The following is a 14,773-nucleotide window of genomic DNA, read 5'->3' as shown; positions in this document are numbered from 1 at the left end:
GTTTCGGTGGGCCGAAAGCTAGTTAGCAGTTGCAGCGCGCGAGCCTTGATCTCGTCGAAATACGGACTAACGCGCACTTACGGTTCTCCTTTTGCGAATGATGCTGCTGCAAATGTTCCTGATAGCCCGGTTGATGGCATCGATATGGCAATCAGACTTCTGTGGATGAAAAGGGCAGCCGTGGTGGCAGCTTGCCCAGCACGCATGCTGCGCGGCGCAGCTTAGGGTTGATCATAGGTCACAAGCAGTTCGTAAAAGTGATTACGGGACCGATGTGTCGAGTTGACCCAAGCCCAGTGGGACAGCATTGATGGATGTCTGGCGGTCCCGCGCCAGCAGTCGCACGCTTGCAGTGTTCGATGCCGATCGTCTAGCCGGCTCGTAGAGTCAGGGACGCAGTTTTCTTCACTGATGTGGAGTCGGAACACCTGAGTGGGTCATGCTTGCGGGTAGCTGGCAAGCGGTGCCGCCCAGGCTCACTGCAAGGTAGTGGGGGCGAATTCCGCAACTTGTTGCGCGATATGCCGGATATCGTCAGCGGAGGCTCTAACGAGTCAACGCTGTTTCACCAGACTCCACTTCTTGATCACCGCCTCGCTCATCTGCTCGGCGTCGGCACAGGCGATTTCATCGACCTTCACCGAGATCCTCTTGCCGACTAGTGGCTTCAGCTGACTGGCGTGTGCTTCGCTAGTTGTGAGCAGCTGAAACATTACCGGTCCGGTCTCTAGCTTGCACAGCGCGTGCGGCTCGGGCAGCCGGCGCGGCGCGGTGATGATCTGGTAGGTGACCTTTTTGCCGTGCTTGGCATCGCGTATGCGCAAAGCGTAGAGCTCCCCTGACAACACGTCGCCGGTGTTGATCGGCGCGCCGCCGTTCAGCCCCGCGTACGCAGGTTCCTCCGCGCCGGCGGCTCCAGGAAAGCTCGCCATCAGAATGAATGCAAGGGCAAAGTCCATGGCGAATCGGTCTTTCGTCATTAGTCAGTCCTCGTAGGTATGGTTAGAAAAACGTGCGGCTGCTGGATCGCGGCAACAGCGCACCTCGTTGACCCATGGACGTGTGGTGAGCAAACAGGAGCCGCTGATCGTGAGCGCATGCTGCCCGCCGACGGTACGGGAGGGCGCGGAGCGCTGCCACAACGCTTGATCTCTAAAGCCGGACGGGCAAATCATTGTCAGCCAAGTCCAGCCATGACTTCGGATTGAATTGCGGTTGCGGTGCACAGGGAAGCATCTAATGGCAGATTGCCAAATGCGAGTTGACAAAGAAGGTAATTGGCACCCGCCTCTTCCAGGTGATTTAGAAGAATTTGTCGCACAGAAGCTGGCGTTCCGACGACGCACAATTCGCTCTCGATTGCCGCATCGAAGGTCAGCGGAAGGTGTGGTGGTGTAGGGACGGCATTGAGCTCGTAGAGGAACTTAAAGCTCTCGAGCCATTGTGTGTAAGCAGATGCCGCGAGCGAATAGGCGTCTGTCTCCGAACGCGCAATGACGACCATGCGAAGCAATCCAAGAAATGGCATTTGATCGTTAGCCCTGCCGTAGGGCTCTCGATTAGCGCGGAAGGCGTCGGTAACTTTGCGCACAGCAGAGGAGGGGCCTACGCACGCGAGATTTGCGCCATTGGCAGCGGCCCAAGCTGCGGACTCGGGTCGATTTGTGGCAACCCATGTCGGCGGCCTTGGACGCTGATAAGTGTTTACCGTCAAAGGAACGTTGTTTAGCTCAAAATGCTGACCTCGATAGGACAGCGTGCCGCCTTTCATAGCGCTGATGAGGATTTCGCTTGCTTCTTCATAACGGCTTGGCGCCGCGTCGGCGCTGATGCCGTAGTAGCCCAATTCAAGCGGAAGAGAGCCGCGTCCGATACCCACCTCAAGCCGCCCACCGCTCAAATGATCGAGCATACAAATCTCTTCAAACGCACGTAGGGGATGATAGAGGTTAAGCAGCATCACCAATGGCCCGATACGAAGTTGCCGTGTGCGCTGTGCGACGCTTGACAGGAACAAATTTGGCGATGGACCTCTCCCATGCGGCGTACAGTGGTGCTCTGCCACGTGATATGCAAAGAAGCCGAGACGGTCGTACGCCTCTGCCAAGACGAGGCGATCTGCGTATTGTCGGGCGATGTCGCGGCCGTCCTCGTCTAAGTGATCGAAGATGCCAAACGTTAGTTTTGAAGAAGAAAAGGCGTCTTTCACTGGATTGTCTCCAATTGTAGGTCAGGGCAGGAAGTTCGCTTGTTTTTGGCATCTGAGCGGGTCAAAGACGCCGACATCTCCTATTGTGGCCGCACATTTTGTTCTCCTCTGCTTTTGTATTCACCGCTGATCACGAGACGATTGTCCGTCCCTCTTCGAGGCCTAAGCATCCGTTGCCAAGGGGACTAGATCCGTTGTTACTGTTCGCCGCTCACTCACAACAGATCTTCGCCATTGGCGGCGTCGTGGTACGTTCGCCTGGGTAACGCAAAACCAGACTTTAGCGCGGCTCAACTGGCGATCTTCCTCGCTTTAAGCTGTCAGAAATGTCACTGACTGCTCCCAGAAACGCATCCATTTGCGCTTTTGTCCCAATGCTCACGCGGATGCAATTTTCAAGACCGTTATCGGGAAGGAAGGCAACAAGTACTCTTTGCCTTTCCAAAGCGGCCTGCCACCATCTTCCGTCGTGTCCCGCAGGCACACGCGCTAGCAAAAAGTTTGCGTGGGAGGGCGTTAGAGAAAATCCAAGTTGCGACAGTGCGGTCGCAACCCGCTGTCTTTCATGCCTGACGTGCATATGGTTCTCTTCATAGACGGCGCGATGCGCAAGAATGCTGATGCCGACCGCATGCCCGATTACATTCATGTTGAAGACGTTCTGGATGTTACGAAGCCGTCCAATAAGCTGCGGGTGGCCGAACCCGAAGCCGACGCGAATGCCAGCGGCGGCATAGCTTTTCGAAAGTGTTCTTAAGAGCAAAAGATTCGGATAGCGGCCGAGGAGCCGCAGGCCATTATCAGGCGCAAAATCGACATAGGCTTCGTCCAACACGACGAGGCGGTCCGATTGTGCCAGGAGGCGTTCGATATCGGCGATAGGGATGAACGTTCCGGTCGGATTGTTCGGATTGGCCAACAGAATGAACTTGGCATCTTTTGCTGGCCCAACGAGCAATTGCTCTATCGGCAACGACTGAGCTTCGTTACAGCCGATCTCAAGCAGTTGAGCTCCCTGCAACATAGCAAGTTTGCGATTGAATGAGAAACCCGGCGACAGCATTGCGACGCTGTCGCCCGGGGCAAGAAATGCTCTGTAGATGAGCCCGAGGAGCTCAGACGATCCATTGCCGGCAATCACATGATCGATCGCGACGCCGTAGGTGTTAGCCGCTGCTTCCCTCAGGCTAATGTTGTCATCTTCTGGGTACAGATACTGCCGCTCAAGCGCCGCAATTGCACTTTGCCATACGATTGTTGGCAACGGAAATGGGTTCTCATTCGTGTTTAGTTTGACGTAATTAGCGGCCGGCGCAGGCCGGCCGGACGGCAGAGCATCTAACTGTCTCGCTGCCTGCGAAAGAGAAGAGAGCACATTTTGTAGTTTGGCATCGGACATAGGTTTCTCCCGTTGAACCGCCGAGGGCGCTGGCGGTTGTCAGCATGCCGGTCGGTCAGTCCGGTAGATGGCCGGAGACAGAGTTCGAGTGTTTGTTGGGACAGCGAGGACGGCCCCCATCCAAAATTCCCTACGGGCAGCTCGAAATGCCCAATTGTTTGAAGCTGGGATGAACCTGTCACTCCACGCCACCCTGAATAAGCCGAGAGAATAATTGTCGAGCGGATCAGGTGTCGTGCAGCAATCAGGCGCCTCGATCACGGAGTGGCATTGCTGTCATTCCTGCGTTGGCCGCAATATCACTCTGCGTTGGTCCGGGTACCAAATACTAGTCCGCAACGAGTCGTCCTCAAATCGCACACTGGAAGTTCGGCAAAGAGCTAAACAGAGATTACTCAGCGACATCGGCCGAGCTGTTCCGTTGGGCATAAACTCATCCGTTGGTGCGTCGATGTCATTGGATAGCTCGACGACCAGTACCGCGAGCGCGAGAAACGACGCGAGTACCGCGAGCGCGAGAACCGACCCGAGTAGCACGTCATATCCGGAATTACGTTTCATCATTTCCATTGCTTCGCTAGAATATCTAGGGCTGAATATCTAGACTCGTGTGCGCTCGCAGCGATGAGTTTTACTCGATCGCTTCGACAATGTTGTTATTCCACCGGTAGACGACGAAGCCGGGAGCGGCATTGTCTCCTTTGGTATCGAACCGGACCGGCCCGATTACTGTTTGGATTGGCTGCGAACGAAGCGCAGCTGCTACTTGCGGACCATCGAAGGTCCCGGCCCGCTTGACCGCGTCCGCCCACGCCTGAACGGCGGCATAGGCGTAGAGCGTGTAGCCTCCCGCTGACATGTTGGAAGACTTGAGCCTCGCTACGGCGTCCGCCGCTTGAGCATTCTTGGTGGGGTCGGGCATAAAGGTGAACAGTGTGCCGTTTGCTGCTTCGCCAGCGATCGCCGAAAAGTCGCTGGTCATCAACGGATCGTTCGCCATCACAGTGAGACCTGCGCCTGCTTCTGCGGCCTGACGCACAATCAAGCCGATCTCGTTGTAATAGCCGCCGATATAGGCGATCTGGATTCCGTCTTTTTTCATTCTTGAGACCAGGGCCGTGTAGTCCTTCTCGCCGGCCACATAGCTTTGCCGAATGGCCTTTTCGCCTGCTTCCTGAAGGCGCGACGCAACGACATCGGCAATGCCCTTGCCGGCGGTGCTCTTGTCATCAAGAACGGCAATCTTTTTGTGCCGATAGTGTCGCAGGATATATTCGGCTGCCACGACTCCCTGTTGATCATCGCGGCCGCAGATCCGAAACACCGTCCTGAGACCACGCTCTGTTAGCTGAGGATTCGTTGAGCCAGGTGAAATCTGAATGAGTTTCGCTTCGGCGTAAACGTCGGAAGCGGGGATAGAGGAAGACGAACAAAAGTGGCCAACGACCAACTTGGGCTGATCCATCGTCAGCCGATTGGCAACTGCGACGGCCTGCTTGGGATCGCACGCGTCATCGGCGACGCTCAATATGACCTTGATACCGGGAAGTAGGCCCGAAGCATTTAACGCATCGACAGCCGCAGTAGCACCATCGCGCATTTGTACGCCAAGCGCAGCAGTACTTCCGGTCATCGGGCCGACCACGGCGATATTGACGTCGGCAGCGGGCGCGGTCGAAGCCAAAACAGAAGAGAGGATTGCTGCACTTGCAGCTGAAGTGATTCGAGAAATTGACACTTAGAGCTCCGGATGTTCGCTTGAGTTTGCCATCAGCCTCGCCGTTCCTGCGCATGTGAGGGCGCCGCTTGGTTATGAGATAACGCCAGCTTTGGATGCCTCAAGACAGCGCATATGCCGCGGCCGGCCGACCCTCCGGAGCTGCCGTGACAGAGCGAAATAACCATTGGTTCGCCGTCGAAGGACGCGGCGATCAGCGGAATTCCATCACGTCCGACGCGCTGCTGACGCTGCAATCGATCGAACACAGCAAACGTTTCGCATGTCCATCCCCGCGGCGGCGTCACGTATGTGGTGTCTGCGGGTTCGTCGCCTGCATTCCATACTTTGTAAGGACCGGCGCCTGAGACGTCACATGGCGAACTCGGACCGAGCTTCCGTTCCTGTCCGGCAACGGCGACGTGAATACATCCCGCCCTGATCTCTAGTCGGTTGTCGTGTTTTCGCTGCAAGTATGCCGACGGCAGCACCGCAACCGGCGCATAGACCGCCTTGACAATCCGCTCCTTGCAAAAATGCTCGAGCCTTCTGACCGTCTCGTGACGCGTTAGCCTAGCAGCTAGAGACATACGTAATCCTTAACTTAACTGTTGAGCAGCAACCGATGAGCCAACGACATGATGTCAAGTCGAAGCCCGACTAGTCGTAACGAACGCTGCGTCAGTATCCAGTACACCCCGCGATCACCCGGACCGGAACGGCTCGCGCCGATCAAGCACTTGCAAGGCCACGATGATCATCCAGTGCGTCGAGAATGCGGGAGCTATCGCCCAGAAACTCTGAACGTACTGCAGGTCCATGCGTCCTCCCGCCTAGGTGGAGTTGTCCCTACGTCGTATTGAGATCCTACAATTTGACGCCACGTAAGGTTCAAGCCCCTTCGGGGGCTCGTCTCGATGAATTTGTCAAAGTCACGTCTCGACAAAGGAGCGTCGCTGCAAAACTGAGAGAAGAGCGACAGGGGTCCTCAACCATTTGAGGCAAACCACAAGCGGCGCGCCCCTGACCCCAAAAAGCTCAATTCATTCTCATAGATGGAGAACATAGCAGGGGCGCACGCATTATGCGCGGCAGGTTCAGCGCAGTTCATCCGTTCAAGGCGGCAAGTGCGCGGTCGAGATATTGCATTAGGCAGGGATCCCAGCCAGCCATACTGCGTGGCGCGCTCAATCGCGCAAGAACTTTCAGTATGGTTGAAACGGTCGAATCAGCTCCTGCAATTTCTGTGATCAGCAAGCGCGCGCTAAGCGCCACAGCATTTGCCCGTTCGCTGCAGGGATGCTCGCCCCGATCCACACAATCGCGCAGCTCGTCGCGGATCTTCCGCCACCGCTCCTCTCGATCTGAGTCTATGACGCATGTGCATGGGAGCGGCTGAGGGCGTTCTTCCTCGACCCGCGACATTGCATCTAGAGTGGCAGGTAGCTCATCTACACTGACTTGTAGTTCACTGTCCGTCGTCATGTTGCGCAAACGATCTCGCAACAGGGTTGCACGCGCGACTTGAAGTTCAATTCTCTCCAAATGCTTGCGCAATAGATCAGTAAGCGACGTTCTGCCCTCAATCGCTCTACGGATCTCGTAAAGCGAGAAGCCAAGCTCACGTAGCGCTCGGATTTGATGTACCCGTTTGAGGCCTTCGCGGTCGTACATGCGGTGACCACCGTCGGTGCGTTCCGACGCACTTAGTAAGCCCGTGTGCTCATAGTGATGCAGCGTGCGTACCGTTACTCCGGTAGCCTCTGCAAGCTCGCCAATGCGCCATCGACGCCTTCGTGGTGTAGCTTTTGTCATGGTTCTTTCAAGCCTACAACCTGACGTCGCGTGAGATTCAAGCTGTTTTAATGGTCTACCTGAAACCTGCTTCGAGTCAGGCGCAAGCGAAGCGGCTCTTCTGTCGCCAGCAACGTTGCTGCGCTCAGAGAGTCGCCTGATCAAGCAGCAGAAGCAATGGCGCCCATCAAGTTCATCAGGGACGCTAAGTTGGCCTCACCGGCTGCTGCACGTTGCAGAACAAGCGTGGCGATTGCCGTTCGATTTTCAGGAGTTCGCATAGAGGCCGGTAAAGCCGCGACTGCTTCATCAAAAATCCTTCCCAAGACCGAGAGGTCTTCCGGATCGTAGACACCACTGTATTGCTGCAACATTCGGCTCCTTGATTAACGCTAAGGCGGCCGCACGTGGCTAAGACGTTTGGCCAAAAGAAGACAGGCCGCGGGCGTACAGCGACGAAGATGCGGTATACGTTGAAGTGATGCTGTTGCGCAACACAGTCGCGCTTTGCTCCGCCTCAAGGCCGCGCGGGCGACTCGACTAGCTTTTCTCGGAACGTTTGCGAGCACCGAGTGCCCTGTGCAGCCGGATTGGCACGGCGAAGAAGACAATTCCCACATTCGGTAGGCCGCTATTCGAAGTCATGGCTGCAAGAAAGCGCGCAGCCGATACGAGCATCGGTCGGCAGCCACTGCGGATCCAACAACGATAATCCCAATGTCTTGCTCAGCTTGGCACCCGCTGTCTTAATGTATACCAAATGCTGGACACGCAGACGGTCAATGCCTCCGAATAATCGGGCCCAGATGCGCTGCGCGCATCTGGGCCGATTAGCTAGTCTCACTGTTCTTCGCAACCCAGCAGGCGAATGTCGAGTTCTGCTGAGATCAGCGCGCTTGCGAGTTAGTTGCGCAATTGGGTTGCCAGGAGCGCGTACTTGGCCTCGCAGATCAGTCCTGCAACCGCTGCGATTTGCAGATGATGTGCTGCTGGAGGTGGGGAGGGAGTTCGGCCTGAGGACCAGGCGCCCCGCAAAGTCATCAGCTCCGAGGAGAACGAATGTCCAGCGAATGTAGATATCGGAGCTGACTTCGGGCCAGAACTGCCGCCGACCATGTGTAGGAAATGTCCTTGATCGCGTAGGTCGTTTGCATGTCGCGCTCCGTCTCTGCTGGACTGGGTCGCTATCCTCTCGAGCGAGCCCAACCGCTGGCTAGAGAACATTGCCGGTGTGGCAGGTTCAATAGGCATTTGCAATGGGTCACTAGTCTTCAACGCCGCAAATTGTCGCCATCGAGCTCGACAGAGAATGGCGTCAAGCCGAGAGGAGCTATGTTAAGCGCGCGCGAGACGGCTGAGATATGCGTCTAGATATTAGAGACAGAGCACGCTTTGCGAATTCGCGCTTAGGATGAATAAGGCTCAGTTGGGTAACCCGGATTGATGGAAGAGGAGGTGAGAAGACGCTTTAAGTGAATTTAGGGGCGCCTGCATCTTTCGTGGTCTCAGACGGAGGACTCATGCGGGACGCCTCTTCCAACAATATCTGCCGCATCCAGATGCTTGCCGGATCACCATTGTGAAAAGCGGGCCATTGGAGAGCCTCGGTAAACGCGGGAAGTGACCGCGTGAGTTCGACGATCTGCAGGGGCATCGTGTTTTCGAAATGCTTAACCAGCTTTGAGGGCATCGTACCTATGCGGTCAGTATCCAATAGTACCGGGGGGATCATGCTAAAGCTCTGCACGACAATCTCGATGCGTCTGTTGAGACCGTACTTGAGGAAGAACCATTCCTCAATGGAGGGCTTTCGCGTAAGCCCGAACTTGACCGCAACATGTCCCATGGACATGTATCTCTCGAATGTAAGCGGCGTTCGAAGCTGCTTGTTCGTGCGGCATCCGACGCACACGAGTCTCTCCTCGAACAATGTGGCTTTAGGGTGTGCGCTCGACATGAACAATTCCGGCAAGATAAGAAAATCGACTTCACCGCGCCGGAGAAGCTCGTCGGTCGCATCGGCGAGTGGCAGCAATTCGAAACTGACGGCGGGAGCTTCCCGTGCGACACGGTCCACGACCTTTCGAAAGAATACGATTGTCATGAAATCGGACAGGAGGATCCGGAAGCGGCGATCCGATTTGGCAGGGTTGAACACATCCTGGGAAATAATCGAGAGCTGGATGTGCAGCAGAGCCTCGCGAATAGGGGCGGCGAGCCCTTCGGCACGCCGTGTTGGAACCAGTTCCCGGCCTCTCATCGTAAATAGGTCATCGCGGAAATAGGCGCGTAGTCGGGCGACGGCGGCGCTCATGGCCGGCTGGCTCAGCTTGATGCTGCGTGCCGCCGCGGTGAGGTTACGCTCGGTCATCAAAGCATCGAGCGCAACAAGAAGATTTAGATCAAGGCCCTTAAAACGCATATCGTCTCCCGCTGAAAGCCTTTGCGTTGTAAACATTGAGCAACAATGGTTACTTCGATGAAGGTCCCAGTCGCCCCCCGAGCTAGGCTCTTTCTGGGCTTCCCGCGCGATCGCACAGAAGGCTCTCGTACTCGTCGCAAGCATGTTGGTTGCGCAACGGAAGATGCGAGCGGGCGAGGAAGTCGCCCGCGGCTTGAAGTAGGGCCTTTGGTGCGCTCAGCTCGCTCCCAGCGCTACATCGATCACTATGAACCGCTGAGAGTAGGGCGCGTTGCCCACCATTACGCCAATAGCGCCGCAGATGCGCTATCCACGCTCCGCGTGGCATAGCTTTGCTCGTCGTTTGTGAGCCTACAACCTGACGCAGTGTGCGATTCAAGCAATTTCGTTGGTGTAGCTGAACATAATTTCATTCGACAAATGTGTCTGTCGGAATATCTGAACCACCTCGCGGGCACAGGTGCCAAATGCAGCCCGCCACAATCGCGTAAAAGCCCTCCGCTGCGCTCTTTGCCTAGTTCCTAGAACATCTTGCGGCAGACCTGCCAGGCGGCTGGCGCGAAGCAAGATTGTATCGCTACTTGATCAGCGGCTGCTTAAGCGCGCCAATTCGGGCGCGCTGCGGCTGACATCGAACTGCAGGGGTTCTTCTGCATGCAGAAGTGGCGTACGTGCCTCTTGCAGTGCGGGCTTCCGAGACATGCGGCATACGACAGCGGCCGGAGCGAGCAGGTGATCTTGAAGCATCTGGATGGCCGAGACCAGGTGTTAAGAGGCCTCGAGCAAAACCTAGCAGCGCCTGCGATTTCGGGGGGGCTCACGCGGAGAAGCCATGCGGGCCGCCTCCTGCAACATTATCCGCCGCATCCAAATGCTTGCCGGATCAGTATTGTGGAGGGCAGGCCATTGGATGGCCTCGGTGAATGCGGGAAGTGGGAGAGGAGTTTCGACGATCCGCAGGGGCATCGTCTTTGCGAAATGCTGGGCCAACCTTGAGGGCATCGTCGCTATACGCTCAGTCCCCGATAGCATCGGCGGGATCATCGTAAAGCCCTGCACAGCGACCTCGATGCGTCTCTTAAGACCGTGCTCAAGCAAGAACCACTCCTCAATATTGGGCCTAAGCGCCTGCCCAAACTTGGCTGCAACGTGTCCCATTGATATGTATTTGTCGAATGTAAGCTGCCGTGACAGCTGCTTGTTAGTGCGGCAGCCTACGCACACGAGTGTCTCCTCGAACAGTGTCGCTTTAGGATGCGCGCTCGACATGAACAATTCCGGTAAGACAAGAAAATCGACTTCGCCGCTCCGCAGAAGCTCATCGGGCTCATCGATAAAGGGCAGAAATTCGAACCGGACGGCGGGAGCTTCCTGCGCGACACGGTCGAGGATCCTTCGAAAAAAAACAACTGTCATGAAATCGGAAAGCAGGATCCTGAAGCGGCGGTCCGAGTCGGCTGGGTTGAACGTGTCGCGGGAAATAATGGAGAGCTGAATGTGCACCAGAGTCTCGCGAATCGGAGCTGCGAGCCGCTTCGCTCGTGGTGTTGGGACAAGCTCCCGGCCCCTCATCGTAAATAGTTCATCGCGGAAATAAGCGCGTAGCCGGGCGACGGCCGCACTCATGGCCGGCTGGCTCAGATTGATGCTGCGTGCCGCCGCGGTGAGATTGCGCTCGGTCATCAGAGCATCGAGCGCGACGAGAAGATTTAGATCAAGTCCTTTGAAGCGCATAGCGTGGAGTTATCCATCCTTTGGATGAGTTCAATAAAAACAATCGATTTTACCAACTGTGCCGAATGGCGGATAGCAAAGCCGTCGGTCGGGACAAACAAAAAGTTCAGGCATATCAGGAATGCTTATCGGTCTTTGCCCCGGCTCCGCGAAAAAGTCTCAGCTGCACCCCGAGTGCCGATCGAAGCGCATGTCCATTGGAGCCAGAGTTTTCAACGGGTTGCGCAAACTGCATCGCAGTGGCTTGACGCGACAGGCGTGCCGCAGGTCGCATCGCCGCTCAGTACCGGTAAACGTTCGTATAGCTTCTCCAACTGTTTCTATATTGACCGTTTACCTCCATAGAATTGATCCAGCCCGCCAGTTCGCTCTAACGTCGCAACCAGTCAGGAGCTGCCGATTGCAGGCGCCAAATGCCTTTGCGACCCGGCCAAATCTATCGCGTGTCCATAGCAGCCAAATCGTGCGCAAAATGCAGGAGAAGTCCCCAGTGGATCTGGTGCGAATGGCACATGCGCTCGATGTAATCTCCATCGTGGATAGCGACGCATCGATGCGTAGAGCGCTGACAGGCGCACTCTGTTTGACAGGCGAAAGTTGCGAATCTGTCCAGTGCGCAGAGGAGTTCTTGCAATTCAGCCGTTCTCGCAGCACGTCCTGCTTGATAGCGAATGTTCAGTGGCCCGGAGTGGCTGGGCTCGAGCTATGCCAGCATCTGGCCGCAGCCAGCGTTTCCAATTCCCCGCTGAAGCCATTCATCGAAAGCGAACGGCTCGCGTGCATCAAGTCCATCGTCAAGCGCCAGACAGTGCATGCGAGGCAATTATGAATATTGCCGTATCCAGCTCTACGGCAGGTGTGTCCGTGCGCTCGCCGGTGCGGTGGAGGGTGGTCTGGGAAAATGAACTGCGCCTCGCCGACCATATCGAACTCTCCGACTTCTTCCGAAAGACCTATGGTCCCACCGGGGAATTCAATGCCAAACCATTCGGAGACTATCGAAGTTGGGCCGGCGCGAGACCTGAGCTCCGTGTAATCGGCTACGACACACGCGGCGTAGCCGCTCATATCGGCGCGCTACGCCGCTTCATCAAGATCGGAGACGTCGATCTACTAGTGGCCGAGCTAGGATTGTACGGGGTACGTCCGGATCTTGAGGGACTCGGAATCACGCACTCAATGCGCGTGATGTATCCAGTACTGCAGAAGCTTGCCGTTCCGTTCGGTTTCGGTACGGTTCGGCATGCGCTGAAGGAACATCTTACAAGGTTGCTGGCCCGCCGCGGTCTGGCAACTATTATCTCCGGGGTCCGCGTGCGGTCCACCCTTCCGGATGTGTATCTGAAGTTATCGCCCACGCGCGTCGAGGACGTGCTTGTCCTGGTTCTGCCGATTGGACGGCCGATCAGCGAGTGGCCGGCTGGTACGGTGATTGATCGGAACGGGCCTGAGCTGTGACATACCTCGACCGCTTATGCGAAGTGCGCAGCGAATACGCTGACCGCACTGAAAGTCGCGGCGTTTATCTGACGTTTGACGACGGTCCCGATCCACTCTGCACTCCGGATGTCCTGGATGTGCTCGCGGAACACCGAGTGCCCGCAACGTTCTTCGTCATCGGCGCGTACGCGGCGGATCAGCCGAAACTAATCCGACGAATGATCGCAGAAGGGCACGAGGTCGCAAACCACACGATGACGCATCCGGACCTGTCCAGATGCGAACTCACCGAAGTGCAATATGAAATACTAGCGGCGAGCAGGGTCATCAAAATGGCGTGTCCCCAGGCCGCGCTGCGGCACATGCGTGCGCCTTATGGGATGTGGAGCGAAGAGGTGCTCACCACGTCGGCGAGGGCTGGACTGGCCGCCCTGCACTGGTCGGTAGATCCGCGAGACTGGTCTCGTCCCGGCGTTAACGCGATTGTCGACGTTGTGCTGGCCTCTGTCCGGCCTGGTGCAATCGTGCTCTTGCACGATGGATGTCCTCCCGAGGAGTTGGGGCGGGCCACTCATGCTCGTGTGCGCGACCAGACCGTCTTGGCGCTTTCCCACCTGATTCCAGCCTTGCATGGCCGCGGGTTCTCAATCCGCTCGCTTCCTCAACCTCACTGAACAAATAGACACGCCAATGAATCTTCTTGCCACGACCAGCACATTCGCTATCTCGTTGTATGCGCTGCTCTCGACTTTCTATAAAAGCGCGCAGGTCCTTTATGCCCTGCCGACAAACGTATCATCGTCTTCGGACGACGTGGCCGTCTCCGGCGCTTTGCCGAGCGTGGACGTCATCGTCCCCTGCTTCAACGAGGACCCGCGCACGCTCTCAGCGTGTCTGAGATCCATTGCAAGCCAACACTACGCCGGGAAACTGCAAGTCTACGTGGTTGACGACGGTTCCGGAAATCTCGACGCTGTAGCACCCGTTCACGACGCCTACGCTGACGACCCGAGGTTCAGCTTTATTCTGCTGGGCAAGAATGTCGGAAAACGGAAGGCGCAGATCGCGGCGATACGTGGGTCGTCTGGAGATTTGGTGCTCAACGTCGATTCGGACACGGTACTCGCCGCCGATGTAGTCACGAAACTTGCACGAAAGATGCAGGATCCAGCGATCGGGGCGGCCATGGGTCAGTTGACGGCGAGCAACCGAAACGACACCTGGTTAACCCGGCTGATCGACATGGAGTACTGGTTGGCTTGCAACGAGGAGCGCGCGGCACAGGCTCGCTTCGGCGCCGTTATGTGCTGCTGCGGCCCATGTGCCATGTACCGCCGTTCCGCGCTCCTTTTGCTGCTGGATCAGTACGAGACGCAGTTCTTTCGGGGAAAGCCAAGCGACTTCGGCGAGGATCGCCACCTCACGATCCTCATGTTGAAAGCAGGGTTTCAAACCGAGTACGTTCCCGACGCCGTCGCGGCAACAGTGGTTCCGGATAGACTAGGGCCGTATCTGCGCCAACAACTCCGTTGGGCGCGGAGCACTTTCCGTGACACCTTCCTCGCGCTGCGCCTGTTGCCCGAACTTGATCGCTATCTCACGCTAGATGTAGTCGGACAGAATCTCGGCCCGCTGCTTCTCGCCGTGTCATCGCTAGCGGCGCTCGCGCAGCTCGCACTCACAGCCACAATACCGTGGTGGACAGGACTGATTATCGCATCAATGACCATGGTTCGCTGCAGCGTCGCAGCGTTTCGGGCTCGCGAACTTCGATTTCTCGGCTTTTCTCTGCACACACTCATCAACATCTTTCTCTTACTCCCCGTGAAAGCCTATGCATTGTGTACATTGAGCAATAGCGATTGGCTGTCACGCAAGGCTGCAAAGTTACCAAACGAGAGCGAAAGACAGGTCGTCATCCCAAAGCCGGTCGCAGGACCAAGCGCTAAAGGAGGTCCGGTCATTGCTGGGTCAGTTCCCAGGACGGATCTTTCGCACTGTTCTTCGAGGTTCGTGTCGTCGAACAGTATTTGCAGCGGCAAGTGACCTTGAACGTTA

At 56.6% G+C, this 14,773-nt stretch carries 11 protein-coding genes; 3 read left to right on the top strand and 8 right to left on the bottom strand.

Features of this window, described 5'->3' with window-relative positions:
* Nucleotides 1–554: 554 nt before the first annotated feature.
* The 8 genes from HCN58_RS30940 to nodD1 form a co-directional block, all read right to left on the bottom strand.
* Nucleotides 555–980, bottom strand: coding sequence for a hypothetical protein (locus tag HCN58_RS30940; RefSeq protein WP_171583119.1), 426 nt, complete (start codon nucleotides 978–980; stop codon nucleotides 555–557).
* A gap of 197 nt (nucleotides 981–1,177) precedes the next feature.
* Nucleotides 1,178–2,209 carry an LLM class flavin-dependent oxidoreductase gene (locus HCN58_RS30935; RefSeq protein WP_171583118.1) on the bottom strand — a complete coding sequence of 344 codons (1,032 nt, stop codon included), beginning with the start codon at nucleotides 2,207–2,209 and terminating at the stop codon, nucleotides 1,178–1,180.
* Between the two features lie 280 nt (nucleotides 2,210–2,489).
* Nucleotides 2,490–3,608: a histidinol-phosphate transaminase gene (gene hisC, locus HCN58_RS30930; protein ID WP_171583117.1), complete on the bottom strand. Its 1,119-nt coding sequence runs from the start codon at nucleotides 3,606–3,608 to the stop codon at nucleotides 2,490–2,492.
* A gap of 631 nt (nucleotides 3,609–4,239) precedes the next feature.
* Entirely contained in the window at nucleotides 4,240–5,346 is a 1,107-nt protein-coding gene (locus HCN58_RS30925) for a branched-chain amino acid ABC transporter substrate-binding protein (RefSeq protein WP_171583116.1), read from the bottom strand.
* 1,086 nt (nucleotides 5,347–6,432) lie between these two features.
* Nucleotides 6,433–7,140, bottom strand: coding sequence for a MerR family transcriptional regulator (locus tag HCN58_RS30920; RefSeq protein ID WP_171583115.1), 708 nt, complete (start codon nucleotides 7,138–7,140; stop codon nucleotides 6,433–6,435).
* Between the two features lie 140 nt (nucleotides 7,141–7,280).
* Nucleotides 7,281–7,490, bottom strand: coding sequence for a hypothetical protein (locus HCN58_RS30915; protein WP_171583114.1), 210 nt, complete (start codon nucleotides 7,488–7,490; stop codon nucleotides 7,281–7,283).
* Between the two features lie 1,097 nt (nucleotides 7,491–8,587).
* On the bottom strand, nucleotides 8,588–9,541 hold the full coding sequence (locus tag HCN58_RS30910; protein ID WP_171583113.1) for a LysR family transcriptional regulator: 954 nt from the start codon (nucleotides 9,539–9,541) through the stop codon (nucleotides 8,588–8,590).
* 789 nt (nucleotides 9,542–10,330) lie between these two features.
* Nucleotides 10,331–11,275 carry a transcriptional regulator NodD1 gene (gene nodD1 / locus HCN58_RS30905; RefSeq protein ID WP_171583112.1) on the bottom strand — a complete coding sequence of 315 codons (945 nt, stop codon included), beginning with the start codon at nucleotides 11,273–11,275 and terminating at the stop codon, nucleotides 10,331–10,333.
* 825 nt (nucleotides 11,276–12,100) lie between these two features.
* Here nodD1 and HCN58_RS30900 point away from each other — a divergent pair.
* The 3 genes from HCN58_RS30900 to nodC are packed head-to-tail and all read left to right on the top strand — an operon-like array spanning nucleotide 12,101 to nucleotide 14,761.
* Nucleotides 12,101–12,733: a NodA family N-acyltransferase gene (locus tag HCN58_RS30900; RefSeq protein WP_210266236.1), complete on the top strand. Its 633-nt coding sequence runs from the start codon at nucleotides 12,101–12,103 to the stop codon at nucleotides 12,731–12,733.
* Nucleotides 12,730–13,389 carry a chitooligosaccharide deacetylase NodB gene (gene nodB, locus HCN58_RS30895; protein ID WP_171583111.1) on the top strand — a complete coding sequence of 220 codons (660 nt, stop codon included), beginning with the start codon at nucleotides 12,730–12,732 and terminating at the stop codon, nucleotides 13,387–13,389. Before HCN58_RS30900 ends, nodB begins: the two co-directional genes overlap by 4 nt.
* Before the next feature lie 16 nt (nucleotides 13,390–13,405).
* Complete coding sequence (gene nodC / locus HCN58_RS30890) at nucleotides 13,406–14,761, top strand: chitooligosaccharide synthase NodC (protein WP_171583110.1); 1,356 nt, start codon at nucleotides 13,406–13,408, stop codon at nucleotides 14,759–14,761.
* Nucleotides 14,762–14,773: the final 12 nt, after the last annotated feature.

This window comes from Bradyrhizobium australiense, assembly GCF_013114825.1.
GTDB classification, from domain to species: domain Bacteria; phylum Pseudomonadota; class Alphaproteobacteria; order Rhizobiales; family Xanthobacteraceae; genus Bradyrhizobium; species Bradyrhizobium australiense.
This window is presented reverse-complemented; position numbering and strand designations above follow the sequence as displayed.

Excerpts from the sequence above, each read along its gene's own strand:
- HCN58_RS30940 (WP_171583119.1), bottom strand. The coding sequence starts at position 980 with ATGACGAAAGACCGATTCGCCATGGACTTTGCCCTTGCATTCATTCTG.
- hisC (WP_171583117.1), bottom strand. The coding sequence starts at position 3,608 with ATGTCCGATGCCAAACTACAAAATGTGCTCTCTTCTCTTTCGCAGGCA.
- HCN58_RS30920 (WP_171583115.1), bottom strand. The coding sequence starts at position 7,140 with ATGACAAAAGCTACACCACGAAGGCGTCGATGGCGCATTGGCGAGCTT.
- HCN58_RS30910 (WP_171583113.1), bottom strand. The coding sequence starts at position 9,541 with ATGCGTTTTAAGGGCCTTGATCTAAATCTTCTTGTTGCGCTCGATGCT.
- nodD1 (WP_171583112.1), bottom strand. The coding sequence starts at position 11,275 with ATGCGCTTCAAAGGACTTGATCTAAATCTTCTCGTCGCGCTCGATGCT.
- HCN58_RS30900 (WP_210266236.1), top strand. The coding sequence starts at position 12,101 with ATGAATATTGCCGTATCCAGCTCTACGGCAGGTGTGTCCGTGCGCTCG.
- nodC (WP_171583110.1), top strand. The coding sequence starts at position 13,406 with ATGAATCTTCTTGCCACGACCAGCACATTCGCTATCTCGTTGTATGCG.